The sequence below is a fragment of the Scytonema sp. NUACC21 genome, assembly GCF_054684315.1.
On the sequence record NZ_BAAFZH010000095.1, the window covers coordinates 1 to 18,155 of the forward strand.

The 18,155-nt window shown below is 39.8% G+C and carries 14 protein-coding genes and 1 pseudogene; all 15 read left to right on the plus strand.

Going from position 1 to position 18,155, the window contains the following annotated elements; translation table 11 throughout:
* Positions 1-288, plus strand: a pseudogene (locus ACYRY3_RS27340) (NAD-dependent epimerase); the annotation flags it as partial.
* Entirely contained in the window at positions 281-1,477 is a 1,197-nt protein-coding gene (locus ACYRY3_RS27345) for a DegT/DnrJ/EryC1/StrS family aminotransferase (RefSeq protein WP_460204788.1), read from the plus strand. The pseudogene ACYRY3_RS27340 and the gene ACYRY3_RS27345, both read left to right, overlap by 8 nt.
* A 26-nt stretch (positions 1,478-1,503) precedes the next feature.
* Positions 1,504-3,873, plus strand: a complete 2,370-nt coding sequence (locus tag ACYRY3_RS27350) for a glycosyltransferase family protein (protein WP_460204789.1) — start codon at positions 1,504-1,506, stop codon at positions 3,871-3,873.
* Between the two features lie 2 nt (positions 3,874-3,875).
* A complete protein-coding gene (locus ACYRY3_RS27355) occupies positions 3,876-4,769 on the plus strand; it encodes a glycosyltransferase family 2 protein (RefSeq protein WP_460204790.1) in 894 nt (297 codons plus the stop codon).
* A gap of 50 nt (positions 4,770-4,819) precedes the next feature.
* Positions 4,820-5,779, plus strand: coding sequence for a glycosyltransferase family 2 protein (locus tag ACYRY3_RS27360; protein WP_460204791.1), 960 nt, complete (start codon positions 4,820-4,822; stop codon positions 5,777-5,779).
* A 217-nt stretch (positions 5,780-5,996) separates the two neighbouring features.
* On the plus strand, positions 5,997-6,728 hold the full coding sequence (locus ACYRY3_RS27365) for an FkbM family methyltransferase (RefSeq protein ID WP_460204793.1): 732 nt from the start codon (positions 5,997-5,999) through the stop codon (positions 6,726-6,728).
* Positions 6,729-6,731: 3 nt separating this feature from the next.
* Positions 6,732-7,880: a glycosyltransferase family 4 protein gene (locus ACYRY3_RS27370; RefSeq protein WP_460204794.1), complete on the plus strand. Its 1,149-nt coding sequence runs from the start codon at positions 6,732-6,734 to the stop codon at positions 7,878-7,880.
* 50 nt (positions 7,881-7,930) lie between these two features.
* On the plus strand, positions 7,931-9,046 hold the full coding sequence (locus tag ACYRY3_RS27375) for a glycosyltransferase family protein (protein ID WP_460204796.1): 1,116 nt from the start codon (positions 7,931-7,933) through the stop codon (positions 9,044-9,046).
* 16 nt (positions 9,047-9,062) lie between these two features.
* Positions 9,063-10,742, plus strand: coding sequence for a right-handed parallel beta-helix repeat-containing protein (locus ACYRY3_RS27380; RefSeq protein WP_460204797.1), 1,680 nt, complete (start codon positions 9,063-9,065; stop codon positions 10,740-10,742).
* A 32-nt stretch (positions 10,743-10,774) separates the two neighbouring features.
* The gene (locus ACYRY3_RS27385; RefSeq protein ID WP_460204798.1) at positions 10,775-12,004 is read left to right on the plus strand and encodes a glycosyltransferase family 4 protein; all 1,230 of its coding nucleotides are present in this window, start codon (positions 10,775-10,777) and stop codon (positions 12,002-12,004) included.
* Positions 11,991-13,322, plus strand: a complete 1,332-nt coding sequence (locus ACYRY3_RS27390) for a hypothetical protein (protein ID WP_460204799.1) — start codon at positions 11,991-11,993, stop codon at positions 13,320-13,322. The genes ACYRY3_RS27385 and ACYRY3_RS27390 overlap by 14 nt, the downstream gene beginning before the upstream one ends.
* Positions 13,323-13,364: 42 nt before the next feature.
* Positions 13,365-14,093 carry a class I SAM-dependent methyltransferase gene (locus tag ACYRY3_RS27395; RefSeq protein ID WP_460204800.1) on the plus strand — a complete coding sequence of 243 codons (729 nt, stop codon included), beginning with the start codon at positions 13,365-13,367 and terminating at the stop codon, positions 14,091-14,093.
* A 55-nt stretch (positions 14,094-14,148) separates the two neighbouring features.
* Positions 14,149-15,306 (plus strand): glycosyltransferase family 4 protein, encoded by a 1,158-nt coding sequence (locus ACYRY3_RS27400; RefSeq protein ID WP_460204801.1) that lies wholly within the window; start codon positions 14,149-14,151, stop codon positions 15,304-15,306.
* Between the two features lie 7 nt (positions 15,307-15,313).
* The gene (locus ACYRY3_RS27405) at positions 15,314-16,498 is read left to right on the plus strand and encodes a glycosyltransferase family 4 protein (protein WP_460204802.1); all 1,185 of its coding nucleotides are present in this window, start codon (positions 15,314-15,316) and stop codon (positions 16,496-16,498) included.
* 417 nt (positions 16,499-16,915) lie between these two features.
* Positions 16,916-18,121, plus strand: coding sequence for a glycosyltransferase (locus tag ACYRY3_RS27410; RefSeq protein ID WP_460204803.1), 1,206 nt, complete (start codon positions 16,916-16,918; stop codon positions 18,119-18,121).
* Positions 18,122-18,155: the final 34 nt, after the last annotated feature.

Below are 18,155 nucleotides of genomic sequence, written 5' to 3' on the forward strand. Positions count from 1 at the left end.
TTAGCTGCTAAAGCCGATGTGACGGATGAGGTATTTAATGTTGCCAGTGGTGTTGAAACTAGCCTGAATGACCTGGCTCATAGTTTGGCTAAAGTGATGGGATCTGATTTGAAGCCAGAGTACGGCCCGGAACGGAAAGTCAACCCAGTACAGCGCCGACTTGCAGACACAAGCAAAGCTAAGAAATTACTTGGCTTTGAGACACAGGTGTCTCTGGAAGAAGGATTGGCTCGTTTGGTTAGTTGGTGGCAAGAACAAAAGCTGACAAAGGAAACAAGCAATGTCTGAGAAAATGCACAATATCCCAATCGCCAAACCGTGGATGGGTGAAGAAGAAGCTGAGGCAGCTAAGCGTCCGATTCTGTCCGGTTGGGTGACCCAAGGACCGGAAGTTGCTGCATTTGAGCGGGAGTTTGCAGCATATGTGGGGGCAAAGTATGCTTGTGCTGTTTCTAATTGCACCACCGCACTGCACCTCGCACTCTTAGCCGTGGGTGTTCGACCTGGGGATGAGGTGATTACTGTCAGCCATTCCTATATTGCTACCGCTAACAGTATTCGTTACTGCGGTGCGATTCCCGTGTTTGTAGATATTGAGCCGCAGACATACAATATTAATCCGTTGTTAATTGAGTCGGCAATTGGCGATCGCACCCGCGCCATTCTCATCGTCCATCAGATGGGAATGCCGTGCGACCTCAAAGCTATCTCAGACATTGCCCGTCGCTATGAGTTACCAGTCATAGAAGATGCAGCTTGTGGGATAGGTAGTGAAATTCTTTGGGATGGACAATGGGAGAAAATTGGCAAACCTCATGGGGATATTGCGTGTTTCTCCTTCCACCCCCGCAAAGTCATGACCACTGGTGATGGTGGGATGATGACTGCAAACAATCCTGCATGGGATAAACAGTTTCGCTTATGGCGACAACATGGGATGAGCGTTCCTGACACAGTGCGTCATGGTGCGAAACAAGTGATTTTCGAGTCTTACCCCATGTTGGGTTACAACTATCGCATGACTGATATCCAAGCTGCGGTAGGGCGCGAACAACTGAAGCGGTTACCGGAAATTGTTGAACGCCGTCGCTTTTTAGCACGGCGATATCAGGAATTGTTAGCAGATGTGCCAGGATTAAAATTACCGACTGAGCCTGCATGGGCTAGGAGTAATTGGCAAAGTTACTGCGTGCGGTTACCTGAAAAATGCGACCAAATAAAGGTCATGCAGGGGATGTTGGATGCAGGTATTTCGACACGACGCGGGATTATGTGCGCTCATCGCGAACCAGCATATCAACAAGAAGCTTGGTCTTGTGGAGTAGAGACGGAAAGTTGTGACTGTCAACCAGGACATTGTCAGCGCTTAGTTGAAAGCGAACAAGCACAAGACCGTGCGATCGTTCTGCCACTGTTTCACCAGATGACCGCGCAAGAACAGGATCGGGTGGTGGCAGTTTTGAAAAGTCAGGTTTGAGATAGCTCTTTGAGCAGAACTAGTGTATGGAAAATCTTACTAAGCCAAAACTTGTGTTTTTTCAATGGAAACATGGAGACACAGCTAAATTCGTGCAGTTGCACATGCAATTACACGTAAAGTGTCTGGCAAACTTCTTTGAAGTCACTGTCATTAATCAGGATTGTGACTACCAAGAAATTTGCGATCGATACCAACCAGACATAACACTTTTTGAAAGCGGTGTTAAGCATATTAACTCTGAAAGAATTCAAATTAAAAATACTTCTGCTTATCCAGAAATACCTAAGGTGGGATTTCATAACGGAGATTCGTGGTGCGATTGTCGCGCAGGCTTTCTCTCAGATATGGAGCATTGGGGTATCGAAACATTCTTTTCCCTTTGCGTGACTACCCCTGAGCACACACCAGATATAGCAGACCATCTCTTTGTCTGGCCGAACTTTATAGACCCTGATATGTGTAGGGATTATAAAGAATCTAAAGTAATACCAGTACTTTTTACTGGGCATATGTATGATTTGTATCCGTGGCGACAAAAAATCCATAAAATTATTTCTCAGCATTATCCCTCGCTAAGTTGTCCGCATTATGGATATGGAAACCGCCCTACATCCAGAATGATGTATGGTGAGCGGTATGCTCGCACGATAAACGCTTCTTGGTTTGTCCCAACATGCGGGACAGTCGTAAAGGAAGTTGTTCGCAAGCATTTTGAGATACCGGCATCGAAGTCCTGTCTTGTTACAGAAAAAAGCCCAGCACTGGAAGCAGCCGGATTCATAGATATGCAAAATTGTGTATTTGTTGATGAACATGACGTATTGGATAAGTTAGATTATCTTTTTCAAAACCCAGATGAGTACGAGAAAATCATCAATGCTGGTTATGAATTAGTTCATTCTCGCCATACTTTAAAACAACGCAATCAAATTTTTCAATGGTTCAATCTTTCTAAGAAAATTCAACCCAATCAAAAAATTGTTCAAATCAATCCCTTCCAGCCACTCATAATTCTGGACAAAGCATCTGGAATTAACAATTCCTACATTACTTGTGATGGATTAGTCGTAGACCTTCTCAGACAGGGCGATAAAAAACTTTGGGCAGGGAAGTATGAAGAGGCAGAAACTTTATATATTCGCTGTTTAAATTATACACTCTGGATGCCCGAACCTAAATTACGATTGGGTTTGTGTAATCTTTATAAAGGAAAACCCGAGATAGCCTTAGATTGGATTGTACAACCAATTAAAAATTCTCTTGAGGTTTACAAAGCCTTAGATCCCGATCCCGTTGAGTGGGCTTATTTTATTATTTGCCTCCTGTGTCAGGGAAAATTAAATGAAGCTATAAGCCGTGCTAGCCAATTTCCATTACTTCATCATCCCGAACTCGAACGTACTAGATGGATTACTAATATTTTGAAAACTTCAGGTAATACATATATATTGCCACCAAGTAATCCATTAAAGTCACGCTATAGCCTTCATCAACTACCAAATAAAAATTTAGATGAATGGGTTGAAAACATTTCTCTAATTTTGGAAAAATGCCAACAGTCTAAATTAGCTGGCGTTTTGAAGAAATACATTTCTTCAGAAATTAGATATTTGAAACAACCAAATACTTCTAAAAATATCATAAAAAGATTGAATGAAAACATTTTTAGAAGGAATGTTTTCAGTAAAAATTGGAGTTATTTTGAGAATCAAGATAAACTCCGTCCTCAAAGTATTGTTGCTTTAGAGAAATTCAGTTTTAGATTAAAATTACAAGGCATTCAATGTTTACATCATCTAGAATCCCAATTTGGATATTTTTTGCCTTACCGTTTTTCAAAAATGCGAAATGATGACTTTTTTGCTGCCATTAAAAAGATGGCACGAGAAGAAAATATAAACACAGCGCTAATTATTGGAGCTTCTTCTGGAGAAGGAAGCACAGAGGCTTTCTTAACAGGTATTAAAGAAAACAAGAATAATACAGTTGTCTTCTGTATTAATGCTTCAACACCAGGATTTCTAAAACTGCAACAGCGCTATGCTCGCGATGCCCGTGTTAATTTTTACGATGTTTCGTATTCTGTGAAAGAGTCTTCCTCTGGAGCGATCGACCATATCATTCAAACAATCCAGAACGAAAATGGCATCAATGGTTTTGATACTTTATTAATTAACAATTATCCCCTCAGTTTTGATGTTGAGCTAAAGGATTACTTTGGAGCAAAGTTTATTATGCTTGATGCTATCAACACCTATTTGAATCTAAGAAACCATCATACATTAATTGCAAATTCCAACTATGTACCTGTTATTAATAATCCTACCCTGCGTAATGGATTTGCTATTTTTCAAAAAGTTAATAGTGAAGTAATTCATTCTCCAATATATTGAAAATGACTAAATCTATATCTAAGACTGCTAAACAATGCCCAGTCTCAGTAGTAATCCCCACATACAATCGTTCCAAAATGATTGTCACAACCATAAGTGAAATTTTGGACTGCGATCCAGTTCCAGATGAAATCATTGTCCATATTGACGGGAATGATGAAGAAAGCGAGCAAGAAATCAAGAAGCATTTTAGCAATGTCAAGATTTTAAAAAGTCAGATTAACATCGGTCCCGGCGGTGGGAGAAATCGACTGATCGAAGCTGCTCAAAATGAAATTGTCGCAAGTTTTGATGATGATTCTTATCCTCTCGACCAAGATTACTTTGCTCGTCTTTTACAGGTTTTCCAAGAATACCCTGATACTTCTGTAGTTGCTGCAGCAATTTATTACCAAAACCAATCCATTGAAGATGACACTCAATCTACACGTTTGGTTGCTACCTTTGAAGGTTGTGGTTGTGCATACAAAAAAACTGATTTTTTGAAAACCGATGGTTATATGCAATTACAATGGGCTTACGGGGCTGAAGAAGTGGATATTGCCATACAGCTACACGCCCAAGAGCGAAAAATATTGCAAACAGATTGGTTGAGAGTCTACCACAACACCTACCGCCAGCATCATAAAAATAATCAAATTAATGCTGCCAATATTTCCAATATTGCTTTGTTAGCGTATGTACGCTACCCATTAAGTATGTGGGGAAGAGCAGTTTTGCAGGTTTTTAACAGAGTTCTTTATTCTATTAAGATGCAGCGATATGCAGGAATTATACTAGGATTGCTGTCAATTCCAAAGCAGATTTGGTCTTATAGAAAGTATCGCAAACCCGTACCGCGTAAAGCTTTAGAAAAATATTTTAACCTCCGCAAAAACACTTTAATAATAGAGTAGCAAAATTGAAAAAATAACTTCTGAGTAAAATTTTCTAACTAGATAAAAACATGAAATTTCATGCTTTACTTCCCGTTCGAGATGAAGGCGATATTATCCAGCAGTGCTTAGAACATCTCTTGACATGGGCTGATTCCGTGTACGTATTTGATACCGGTAGTGTAGATGATACATGGGAAATAGTGCTGGATGTTGCCTCCAAAGACAAGCGTGTAATACCCATTCGCAAACAACCTGTTTACTTTTCTGAAACCAGGCTTCGTGGGTATATGTTTAATTTTGCCCGCCAATTTATGCAGGATGGGGATTGGTTTTTGCGAGTGGATGCAGATGAATTTCACCACATTCTGCCGCCAGAATTTGTGAAAACCCATCTGCGAAAACACGAAACTATTGTGTATCACCAGTACTATGATTTCCAACTAACACAAGCAGAGGTGGAAGCATGGGAACGTGGTGAAGAAACCCTAGCAGATAGGAAAAGACCAATTGAAGAACGTCGTCGGTATTTCATTCCTAGCTATTACAGCGAACCCCGATTATGTCGATACCGTCGCACGATGCAATGGCCCATTACCTGCTCTTTTCCCATTAATGCTGGCTTTTTAGCCAAAGAACGACTACCAATCCGCCACTATCCAAACCGCGATCCAATCCAGCTCAAGCGTCGCTGTACCTTGCGGGCAATCATGATGGCTGATGAAATCAACAGAAAAAACTGGACACAGCCAGAACAACATCACTGGTCACAAGCTGATTGGCAGAAGTTTATCACATCTAATGATGCACCCAAGCTACAATATTGGGAAACAGGCACAGACTTACCAGTATATAAATTCACCAATCATTTAAGACCACCTCATATCCGCTTGATACAACGTTTAGTTCATACTTTCCTGCTGTCTGTTTTGGATAAAACTCGTCCATCTTTTCCCGATGATGGTCAACCCCAAGCAATTCCGCTAGAAATAAATCAGCTACTTCTCAAGGAATTATGTCAAATACAATAGATATTTCCGGGAATTAATGATGCGTCGTCTGCGATCGCTGTAGAAACAGACGCTTCAAACAGCGTATCTCTACATTCTTTATCGGAGATGTCTAATAGTGTTTTAATGAAAGTTTAATTCTGGTAATAAAATTAGGTTTTTACAAAAGTGAATGCTGATGAACAAGAGAGTTGTAAGAGAAATTGTTAGTCGAACTAGAAGAGTAATACCTAAGTCCGTGCGCCAGCAAATTTCTCGTTTAGATATTGCCTTTGGAGAAGCTGAATCTGAATTATTCCCTAGTATCTATTTGTCCCTTAAGTATCTAAGAGATTGGGGATATTGCCCTAAAACCATTATTGATGTCGGTGCTTATCACGGTGAATGGACTCAAATGGTGAAGAAAGTATTTCCGACTGCAAAAGTCTTGATGGTTGAACCTCAAGAAAATAAAAAAGAAATACTAGAGTTTGTTTGTAAAAGTTACAAAAATGAAGTTTTTTTAGAAACTGCACTACTTGGTGCTTCAGAAGGAAAGGAAGTCCATTTTATAGAAATGGAAACAGGGAGTTCAGTTTTTGAAGAAAACAATACTTATGCTTCAAAAAAGAAAGTCACTAAAAAAACAATCACTTTGGATAAAATTGTTGAGACCAGTTATGATTGGGAAAAAATTGACTTTTTAAAGCTGGACGTTCAAGGATATGAGTTAGAAGTCCTTGCTGGAGCCACAGCGTGTTTAAAAAGTTGTGATTTTGTTCTGATGGAAGCTTCTCTGATTCCAGTGAACACGGGCTGTCCGCTGATTGCTGACGTCATTCGTTTTATGGATGAGAAAAATTTCCGTCTTCTAGATTTTTGTTCTCAAACACGTCGTAGAGATAAGGCTTTGTGGCAAACAGATTTATTGTTTATCCGAAGTGATTCTCCATATTTACCAATACCTGAAAATAATCGCGACAACTGGTAAAAAATGCTACATACTAGACCTATAAAGGTGTATTTAGCCTGTACAGGCGTGGGTATCATCAATCGGGGTATTGAAACGTTTGCTCGTGAATGTTTCGATGGGCTAAAGGGAACTGAAGGATTGCATATTGAACTCTTTAAAGGTGCAGGTCCTGAAAAACCTTATGAGAACAGGCTATGGAACATTCCTCGTAACAGCCATGTTGCAAATTTCCTAGGTAAATGCATTCGCCGCAACGGCTATGTCGTTGAGCAACTGTCTTCTTTCCTGCCATTAGTCCGTCATATCAAGAAAGGTAAACCAGACATCATATTTTACAGCGAAGCCAATCTCGGCTACCAACTTTACTGGTGGCGTCAGCAGATTGGAGTCCCTTACAAATTATTATTTTCCAATGGTGGTCCTTGTGGTCCACCATTTTCTAGAACAGATCGCGTACATCAAGTAGCACCATTTTACCGAGATATCTCTCTAAAGGCAGGAGAAGCAGAGTCAAAACACTTGTTGGTTCCCTACGGAATTAATGTTCCTGATGGACTCCCTTTGTACGGCCAAGCACGCGATCGGAGACGGGAAAAGCTTGGGTTACCTATAAATCGCCAAATTGTTTTGAGTGTGGGCTGGATTAGTGCTACCCACAAGCGCATGGACTACACTGTCAAGGAAATTGCTTCCTTACCCGAGCCAAGACCGTATTTAGTCATGTTGGGTCATATTGATGAAACTAGTCAGGCAATCATCGACCTGGCACGCACTCATTTGGGTGACAATGGCTTTACAGCCCTTTCTGTACCTTACGAACAGGTAAGGGAATATTATGAAGCCGCTGATATATTCACACTGGCATCCCTACAGGAGGGCTTTGGGCGCGTCTATTTGGAAGCACTGATTCACGGTTTGCCCTGTGTAGTTCATGACCACCCCGTGATGAAGTATGTACTGGGAGACCAAGGAACCTTTGCCGATTTATCCCAACCTGGTTCTATGGCTGTAGCGATCGCAAATCTTCAAAAGCAACCGCAGCGACCTGAACTCATGATTCAAAGACGGGAATACGTGCGGAAAAACTTTAGTTGGAAAAGCTTAGCTCCAGCTTATATGGAGATGTTTCGCAATTGTCTTTTAGAAAGTAGCAAAGTGGTTAGTCATTGAGGTATTAACTGACAATTTGCCAACTGTGGGCTCAGGTCATTGAAAAATTTATGGTAAAAAGCTTTTTGTTTTTAGCTGCAAATAATCCTTGGACTTACGGTCTGATAGAAGCTTTAGCGCAAAAGCACGCTATTCATGCTAATGAATTTTATGATTGGCAAACTTACTCTTTTGTTCAACCTGCTTGGCCCAACCGAACTCCCCCACCTTCACTCACTAGGTCAATGAAAGTGTTGCCTACTGGTTATGCAGGTAAACTAGAAAAGTTTTTCCGATTTTACTTACAACAGTTAGTTCAGAAGTGGTGTCAGCAACTCAAACACATTTCCGGTGAATATCCTTGGGTTGTAGCTCCCTATCCTCATCTCACACCTTGGGTGCGTAAAGTTCCTTCAGAAAGATTAATCTACTATAACTTTGATGATTATCTTCTAGCGCAGCCTCACCGTAAAGAGCAAGAAAGGGAATTAATTGAAAGAGCCACAATAACCCTGTGTGCTTCCTACTACCAATTTATGAGTTTTCAAAAGCGTTATCCTCATAGAGCCTCTTGTATTCATTATTATCCACATGGAGTTGTAGATTATTTTCTCAATCCCCAACCTGAAAAGCCACCTGAACCAATGACTGTTGGTTATGTAGGCAATTTAATTACACGGGTAGATTGGCAATTAGTTTACAAAGTCGCGCAAGCTTGCCCAGAAGTCACTTTCGTTTTTGTGGGTCGTGTGGATTATCAAAATATCAACTACCAAGAGGATTGGCAAGCTGCTCGTGCTGCAGTACTGGCGTTACCTAATGTTCGTCACATCCAAGAAGTACCAAACGAGCAAGTAGCACAATACTATTGGTCTTTTACAATCAATTGGATTCCCTATACTTTAGAAGATCGGTTTAATGTGGCATCCTGTCCTACCAAAATTATGGATGGCATTGCCAGCGGTCGCTCAATTTTAAGTACTGACATACCGGAATGTCGTTTATACCCTGAGTGGATTACGATTTTTCATTCAACAGAAGATGCGATCGCTCAGATTCGCAAGCATTTAGCCTTATCCGACAAGCCAGAGGCTTACGACAAAAGATTAAAACAAATGGAGTTTGCCCATCAGCATACTTGGCAAGCCCGCGTTCAAACCCTTGAAAATTTTCTATTACAGAATTAAATTCTTTCTCCAATTTATGGAACGCCGTACTTTTTTAAGTTCTGTTATTTTAGGGCTTTTGACTAGTAGCATACCATCTTTAACATCCCTTTTTCTAACAAAAAAAGCTCGGGCAAACCCACCTACAATTAAGTTGGCACAAAATCAACCTATACTAACAAATTTTATTAATGTAAAAGACTTTGGAACTCTTATAAGCGGTATTACCAATGACCCTACGACTATTGCAACTAATACGGCAACTATTCAAGCGGCAATTGATACAGTTGGAAGAAGCGGCGGTGGTTCTGTTTACATTCCTGCAGGAATATACCAAATTTCTCCACCCGATCTAAATGCTGAAATAGCAGCTTCAATTGTTATAAAATATGATAATATTACGATTATCGGTGATGGAATTGGAAAAACTATTCTCCAAAGTAGGGGAGACTGGTCTGTTCATGGCGGACAAGTGATTCGCGGAATGGGCATCCTGATTAAAGGAAGTACTGATGTTAATCAACCACGAAAAAACATTACAATCAAAAATTTAGAATTAAGTGGCGGTACAAATGGATTTACAGGAAATCGTGATTGGCCAGCCAACCCAATAACAGGTGATGGATGGGATATTACTCATAAAGGAATAGCTTTAGATTTTAATAAAGCTTTAGATAACATCACTATTGACTCTGTTTACGTACATGATTTTAGAGGAGAGGTCATTTACGCTGGTGGGGCTTGGGTTGGAAAAGTTACCATATCAAATACAAAGCTACGAAGTTCTAATGCTTCAATGCTGAGTTTAGATGCAGATTTAACTGTAACTAACTGCGAATTTGAACAGACAGCAAATGCTTGGGTGGAAAACGCTCCTATTTCACCAAATAAGTCTTATTATTTTGATAAATGTATTTTTAAAGATTCTACCGCTGCTGGTCTTGTTATAGCTCAAGGAAGGTTTCCAGAAAATAATAATGTCAAAATTACTAACTGTTTGTTTTATAATTCACCTGCTGGTGTTTGTCCTTTTGGAGGAAGTATTAATATATTAGTAGAAAATAATAAGTTTATTGATTGTCATAATGCTTTATTCACCAGTGGAGAGAATCGTAACATCAAATTTTATTCTAATGAGGTGATTGCAGAAAAAGCATCGGTTATTTCTCTAAATATTTGGGGAGACATAAAAAATCTCCATGCCAAAAATAATCATCAAACTTCTACTTACCAAAGTAATACCAATACACCATGTGTAGTCTACTTTGACAAGTTACAAAATGTGGTTATAGAGGACAATATATTTGAAAATTGCCGGACTCCCGAGCAATCTTCTGGTTTGAGTTATGAACGTCCTTTATTCCGAAATAATAAATACATAAACGCTGAAAGACGAGAGCTACAAGGAGTTATTAATTTCAGACAATCACCACCATATATCGTTGAACCAAAATTTGAAGAGATGGTGGTGAGAAACGAAACTGGTAATCCAGTCATAGAAGTGAGTATGAGCACAGATTATTATGTTGATGGACAGGAGGTTTTAATTGTCGGTGGTGAAAGTTACGCCCAAATTAAGTTTCCTAAATACTCTAGTACCCTTGAATTAAAATGCGATCGATATCTCCGAGGTCAGAGCGAAGAAATAAGACTAAGATTTAATAAATTAGCACGTAAATGGTACGAGATATCTTATTTAAATAGACTATTATGCTGATGTTGAATAATTCAATTATTACACCATGAAAAATGTCTAAAAAAACTTCACATTGGCTCTGCTGCCAAATAGGTGCTCGCGAACATTATGCTATACCGCGAGCATTGTATAAAGCTGGATTGCTAACCCACTTAATAACAGATGCTTGGGTCTCACCTAATTCCTCACTAAATTTACTGCCTAAACCTGTTTTTGTTAATTTACGCGAACGTTTTCATATAGATTTAAACCAAGCTTCTGTTTGCTCCTTTACCACCTCCTTGATTCGCTTTGAAATTACTCAGAAAATACAAAAGAACTCTGGATGGCAACGAATCATCCAACGTAATAACTGGTTTCAACAAAAAACACTAAAGCTACTTAAAAGCATAGCTCCTCAAACAAACTCTCCTCCTACCCTATTTGCTTACAGTTATGCTGCTTTAGAAATCTTCCGTTTTGCTAAAAGCCAAGGCTGGAATACTGTACTTGGTCAAATAGATCCAGGTCCAGTAGAAGAACAAGTCGTAATGGAGGAGCATAGAAAATATCCTAACTATGAATCTAGTTGGCAAACGGCACCACCAAAATATTGGGCTAACTGGCAACAAGAATGCTCATTAGCAGACAGAATTATAGTGAACTCACTTTGGTCGAGTCAAGCCTTACAAAAGATAGGTATTCCAAAGCACAAGATTGACGTTATTCCCCTTGCTTACGAACAACCTGGGGAGGCAAGCCATTTTGTACGTACATATCCAGAAACTTTTTCAGAGGAACGACCCTTGAGAGTATTGTTTCTCGGACAAGTCCTTTTGCGAAAGGGGATTGCCCCTCTTTTAGAAGCAGCTCAACTCTTAGGCGATCGACCCATAGAATTTTGGGTGGTTGGTTCTCAAGGGATTGCAAAACCCCAACAGCATCTTCCACGGGTACATTGGTTTGGTGCGGTACCCAGAAGTTTAACCTCTCAATACTATCAGCAAGCAGATGTGTTTCTGTTTCCCACCCTTTCTGATGGTTTTGGGCTAACTCAGCTAGAAGCGCAGGCTTGGAAATTACCAATTATTGCTTCTCAATTTTGCGGCACTGTAGTAAAAAATTATGTCAATGGTCTGCTTTTGGAGGAAGTCACTGGGGAAGAGATTTCCATGACCCTTCAATTGTGTCTCCACAATCCTCAACTGCTTAAAATGCTTTCTCAGCAATCCGCCAATCTCAATTCATTCAGCCTGTCACAGCTACAATGCCACCTTCAAACCTTATCTTATGCCGTTGTTTGACTACCAAGTGTTGGCCTTTACCCAAATAGTACTAATAGCAATTGGCGCTATTTGGATGCTGCGACGTAACGATGAACTTCCCTTATTGCTCAATTCCTTGCTTTTTTATGTGAGTTCATACCGCTACTGGGCAGTAACAAATGGTTTCAATAAATGGATTAACCTTTCCAGTTATGGACTTGCACCTGTCACTAATGACTCTGCTACCGATGCACTTCAGTATATAGTATTGGGGCAAATTTGCACCGCGATCGCTTATATGATGAGGCAGAAGTGCAAAATGCCAGTCGTTAACAAACAAAATATCAGCTTCAGTCCTTTCTTTCATTGGATACGTCCCAAAGTCATTTTGTTTGGTCTGTTTTGCTTACCTCTAGTTGTTCTTGCTCGCAACAGTGTTCAGGATCAGCTGAATGCAGGACGTTCGGCTGCTTTTGAAGTGAGTAGTTACTTACAGCAGTTTCCAATGGTACTCATTGGTATTGCCACCTTGCTACTCGCCCTGTGGAAAGTTGGAGGAATGCCTTCCTTGAAAGATAAAATTGCAACACTTTTGATTTTCGTAGGTGTTACCAACTTCACTTTTAATATTAGCGGTCGCTTTCTCTTCCTTGGATGGTTGGCAACCTCTGGTATTATCCTCTCCTCTTCCTTTAAACCCAGAAATCGATTCATTGTTTTAATTCTGGCTGCAACCGTTGCTATTGGCGTGTTTGCACTGGCGGGGACATTAAGAGGAGGTGACGAAATAGATAAAGATGCTGCATGGTATCGCTTCTTTTCTGCAGAAGATGCCAATATGTTGGATGGGTTTGCTTTATTAAAGGATGCATTTCCTCGCATTGTCCCCTTCCGTTTGGGAATGGCTCATTTAGAAGTTCTGATGCGCCCCATCCCCAGAGCCATCTGGCCGGAAAAACCTGTGGGTGGTGGCTACCTAGCAGCCGTTGGTTTAGTCGATCCAAAGTCAGGGGCTACACTTGGTTTTTCTCCCACGTTCTACGGAGACTTCTACAGTGAGGGCGGTATTTTCGGTATTTTAATCTTTGGAGTGCTTTACGGTGCGGGTTTTGCTGCCGTTGTCCAACGCAGTGCTTGGATGCATCCTTTCGCGGGAATTCTTGTTCGTTCTATCCTGTGTTCCTCAATCGTACCATTACTGCGAGGCGGCGACTTGCCCGGAATATACGCTTGGATAGGAATGTCCTTCTGGCCGTGTTTTTTACTCCTGTGGCTCCAATGGAAAGAGTTTAGATGGTGGTTGCCCTTTTTTCCAAACTATTCTTCCAGGTCTAAGCCAAACGATTTGCTGCAATAAAACCTAAATCTTCTAATTTTTTATAAAAGGTCTTGAAAACATATGAAACGCTGGTACGAAATTTCTAAAGATCCAAACGCACCTAAAGTTTATCATGCCCGACAAAGTGATTTGGTAGTAGCAAGGTCTACAAACTTAGTGACCGATCGTATCAGTTATTTATGCGAGCTAGCTAAAGGCAAAGATGTGCTTGACATCGGTATTGTAGAACATACCCGTGAAGCAGTACACAGTTCTGAATGGCTGCACAAATCTTTATCTAATGTAGCCAAGACGTGTTTGGGGATAGATATTCTTGAAGATGAAGTGAATTACATCCGTTCTCTTGGATTTAATGTTCTTTGTGCTGACCTTACAAAAGAGCCTTTAGAAGAAAAATTTGATATTATTATCTGCGGAGAAGTTTTAGAACATTTAGATGCACCAGGGAATTTTTTATCTAATATGGCTAAAATGCTCAAGCCAAATGGGCGAGTTGTTATCTCTGTACCCAACCCCTGGTATATTAACGTTGTATTGAAGAATATGTTTCATGGTTCTCCATACGTTGATAATGCAGATCATGTATCTTGGTTTGACCCTTGTACTCTCTGTGAAATGGGTCAACGTCAAGGTTTAGTACTAGATAAATTTGCAGGTGTTGCAGTACAAAGTTTGTCTAATTTTAGAACCAAATTATTTTTCGGCTTACAACCATTACTTATAAAATTAGGGTTGCGACCGGAGATGTTTGCTAAGACAATGATTTATGAGTTTATCTTAGCTGATTAATTTGTCATAAAAATAGCAACATTGCACTTGCTTCTACTTTCAAAGTAACGAAATAATGCGTAAGCGTATACTACTGATAAGTTCTAATTCCAGCGATCGCGGTGGTGGTGAGCGCTACTTAGTTTATCTCACTCAAGGTTTGCACCTTCTGAATTACGACGTACATATTTTGTTATCAACTGTAAACTATATGGATGGTTGGGCAAAAGCCCTAACTGCAGAAGGAGCAACAGTACATCGTAAAAATCTTTTAGGATTGAGGAACAGACCATTAAGAATTCTCCAATCCATCACCGATAAAAAACAACAATTAGGAATTGCCAAAACCTGTCAAGAAATTGCACCAACTGCTATTTTAGTCAATCAGCAATACGATGAAGACGGATTAGATTATCTTGCTGGTGCATTAATGGCAAATGTTGCACCTGTAGGCGGTACAATGCATATGCCCATGACCGCAAATAAGCATCAACGTCCTTTAGGTCAACTGCGAGGTAAATTACTTCAACGATGGTATCAAAAACACCCCTATTCTCTAATTCTTGTTTCAACGGGCAGCCAAAAAGAATTTGAAAACTACTACAGCCATCCACGCCCTACCAAGGTTGTCAATTATGGCTGTCCGTTTTCAGCACTCGCCACATCTCATCCACCTCTTCCCAGCAGTTGGGAAGAACCCCTACCAATTATTGGTTTTTCAGGTCAGTTTGTCTTCCAAAAAAATCTTGAATTATTGGTTAAGGCATGGATATGGACTCTAAAACAGGGAACTCAAAGCCGTTTATTACTTATAGGTGATGGGCCCGAACGGAATAATTTGGAGCAATATTTACGTGCTTATGCCCCTGAGAACACATGGCATATTACGGGCTGGCAAGAACATCCAGAGGCTTACTTACCTATCTTAGATATTTACGCCATGACAAGCCATTTTGAGGGTTTGCCATTAGCGCTGCTTGAAGCAGTGGGGCAAAAACTGCCTGCAGTAGTGACTAATTTTAATGGCGCTTCTGATGTTGCTGAACGTGCCACATGGGTAAGTGTTGTCACTCATGCTAGCCCTGAGATGTTTGGTCGTGCATTAATAGAATCTATCGGTAAACTTTCTTGGCTCAAACACGAAGCCACCAAAGGAAAGCAAGAATTTCAAGAATATTTCTCCTTAAAAAGAATGGCAAGTCAAACTCTAGCTGCCCTGGGAAAGCTTGGGTAATAAGTCAATGCATATTGTTGTAATTTTTATAAACATTGGTAGCTATCATGCTGCTAGATTGCGTGCTGCTTACGATGCTTGTCAGCAAAAAGGTTGGAATTTGACAGCAGTTCAAGCAACGGATGATACTCTAGAACATCCTTGGGGAGATTTAAAACGTGAAATAACATTTCCTTTAAAAACTCTAGTACCCAGAGTTACAACCCCGAACTATACAGAAGATGATGCTGCGCGTATACTGCCCTCTTTCTTAGATAATCTCCGACCAGATGTCGTTGTCATTCCTGGTTGGGGATTTTCTATATCCCGTGCTGCACTAGCATGGTGTCAAAGCCGCAGCGTATCTGCCATTTTAATGAGTGAAACAAAATGGGATGATGAACCACGGCAATGGTGGAAAGAGCAACTAAAATTTTGGCTCTATATTAGAAAGTATGATGCTGTCCTTGTGGGTGGTGAACTACACCGCGACTATCTGATTAAGTTAGGGTTTCCTGGTAAGCGGATTTTTCTAGGTTATGATGCGGTTGATAACGATTATTTTGCAAAACAAGCCCAAGCAGCAAGACTCCATCCAGCTGCAGCAAGGCAAAGACAACCTGGAATTCCTACCAAACCTTATTTTATTGTTGTTACCCGTTTGCTTCAACGCAAAAATGTATACCGTCTTGTAGAAGCTTTTGCTGCTTATCATCAGCAAATTGGCTCTAAACAAGCTTGGGATTTGGTTATTTGTGGTAGTGGAGAAGAAGAGGCATCTATTCGTCATCTTCTGATTGAAAAAAACTTGGAGGAGTCTATTCATTTACCAGGTTTTATCCCTTATCAAGCAATAGGAGATTGGTATGGATTAGCTAATGCTTTTATTCACCCAGCTTTGCAAGAACCTTGGGGTTTAGTAGTGAACGAAGCCTGTGCTGCTGGACTGCCAATTTTATGTAGCCGTACTGTAGGGGCTGCTTATGAACTTGTTTGTGATGGTCAAAATGGTTTACTTTTCGATCCATACAGTCTGCAAGACATGACTCGTGCATTATTAGCCATACACTACCTAGACTTAAATTCAAGATTTAAAATGGGTCAGTTAAGTCAAAAAATAGTAGATAAGTGTAGCCCTCAACAATTTGCATGGGGTCTTTTAAAAGCAATTAATACAACACTAAAAGATGAACGTTTATGTAACGCTAGCTAGCTTTTTGTAGAATTTTCAATTTCTAAGGAAATTTTCGGTGTTGCTGAATTAACACATGAATTTCACAATGACCATTGATGTAGAGATTGAGCAGGACTAGTCTCTACAAGAATTTTCTGAAAATTGAAAAACGTATTACAACTATAAATCAATACGATTCAGTTAAGGCTAATGTGTAAAAAATAATGTCTGTGTAGAGACGCGCCATGGCGCGTCTCTACATTGTGTTACCGATCCGGATTTTGGTGTTATCTGAACCGTATTGAACTATAAATCACTACGAAATTCAGCAATTCCAAATTTTTTACTTAATGTTTGCCATGTTTGTAGCCGAGTTCTATGAAGAACTCGGTTTTTTTTATTGATTTCTATTTGACTTTCTTATTCATCTTAACTATCACTCAAGTATCGTTTGCCATGAAAATCTTAATTTTTACGCCTTATCTCGGCTCTAATTATGGTGGAACTTCTAAAGCTGTCAAAGAACTAGTTGAAGCAGTTTCCAGGTTTGAAACTAGAGTAGATTTAGTAACAACCAATGCTAATCATTCTGAGAAATTATCTGTTCCTATTAATAAATGGATAGAATGTAAAAATTATAGGATTAAGTATTTTCGTTGCTGGAATCGTAATGATTTTATTATCAGCTTACCTTTAATGTTGTGGTTGATTAAGCACGTTAAAGATTATGATATTGTCCATACAAATACAGTCTTTGCACCAATTATTTCTTTCGTTCATTGGCTCTGTCGATTGTATCAAATCCCATATATTATTACTCCTCATGGAATGCTAGAGCCTTGGGCTTTATCCTATAAAGCTTGGAAAAAGAAATTATACTACAATTTCTTTGAGAAACCAGTCTTTCAAAGCTCTAGTGCTATCCAGGTCATTGCCAATTCTGAAGCCACTAATGTGAAGTCCCTTGGATTAAAAAATGTGGCGATCGTTCCTAATGGAATTCACCGTCAAGAATTTATAAACCAACCAGATCCGGAAGTTTTTTATCAAGAATTTCCTGCGACCAGAAATCAAACTCTGATTTTATTTCTCGGTCGGATTGACCCTAAAAAAGGTTTAGATTTACTTGCACCTGCCTTTGCCAAAGTTCATAAACTGTTTCCGCAAACTCATTTACTCGTAGCAGGTCCTGATATTATCGGATTTTTGCCTAAAGTAGAAAATTATTTTATACAAGCAGGGTGTATAGATGCTGTTACCTTTACGGGTATGTTAACAGGAAAGTTAAAATCAGCTGCCCTGGCGGCTGCTAGCTTGTATGTTGCTCCTTCTTATTCAGAGGGCTTTAGTATGTCTGTGTTAGAGGGTATGGCTTCAGGATTGCCTTGTGTGATTACGACTGGTTGTAATTTTCCAGAAGCTAAAATTGCGAAAGCAGCGCATATTGTTGATATCAATGCTGATGCCATTGCTGATGGGTTAATTCAATGCTTGAATTATCCTCAAAAAGCCGAGGCTATGGGTAAACGTGCCCGTGATTTTATTTTTCAAAACTATACATGGGAAGGCGCTGCTAAAAAATTGCTCCAACTGTATAAATCTATTCTTGATAAGAAGATTACATTTGATTTTCCGGCAGATTATCAAGAAATAACTCGTTAACGTAGAGTAAAAAGCAGTAATAAATCATGATAAA

Bases quoted from the DNA above. Each gene is read 5' to 3' on its own strand.
- ACYRY3_RS27350 (WP_460204789.1), top strand. From the start codon at position 1,504: ATGGAAAATCTTACTAAGCCAAAACTTGTGTTTTTTCAATGGAAACAT.
- ACYRY3_RS27375 (WP_460204796.1), top strand. From the start codon at position 7,931: ATGGTAAAAAGCTTTTTGTTTTTAGCTGCAAATAATCCTTGGACTTAC.
- ACYRY3_RS27345 (WP_460204788.1), top strand. From the start codon at position 281: ATGTCTGAGAAAATGCACAATATCCCAATCGCCAAACCGTGGATGGGT.
- ACYRY3_RS27390 (WP_460204799.1), top strand. From the start codon at position 11,991: ATGCCGTTGTTTGACTACCAAGTGTTGGCCTTTACCCAAATAGTACTA.
- ACYRY3_RS27385 (WP_460204798.1), top strand. From the start codon at position 10,775: ATGTCTAAAAAAACTTCACATTGGCTCTGCTGCCAAATAGGTGCTCGC.
- ACYRY3_RS27395 (WP_460204800.1), top strand. From the start codon at position 13,365: ATGAAACGCTGGTACGAAATTTCTAAAGATCCAAACGCACCTAAAGTT.
- ACYRY3_RS27370 (WP_460204794.1), top strand. From the start codon at position 6,732: ATGCTACATACTAGACCTATAAAGGTGTATTTAGCCTGTACAGGCGTG.
- ACYRY3_RS27405 (WP_460204802.1), top strand. From the start codon at position 15,314: ATGCATATTGTTGTAATTTTTATAAACATTGGTAGCTATCATGCTGCT.
- ACYRY3_RS27380 (WP_460204797.1), top strand. From the start codon at position 9,063: ATGGAACGCCGTACTTTTTTAAGTTCTGTTATTTTAGGGCTTTTGACT.
- ACYRY3_RS27400 (WP_460204801.1), top strand. From the start codon at position 14,149: ATGCGTAAGCGTATACTACTGATAAGTTCTAATTCCAGCGATCGCGGT.
- ACYRY3_RS27355 (WP_460204790.1), top strand. From the start codon at position 3,876: ATGACTAAATCTATATCTAAGACTGCTAAACAATGCCCAGTCTCAGTA.
- ACYRY3_RS27360 (WP_460204791.1), top strand. From the start codon at position 4,820: ATGAAATTTCATGCTTTACTTCCCGTTCGAGATGAAGGCGATATTATC.
- ACYRY3_RS27410 (WP_460204803.1), top strand. From the start codon at position 16,916: ATGAAAATCTTAATTTTTACGCCTTATCTCGGCTCTAATTATGGTGGA.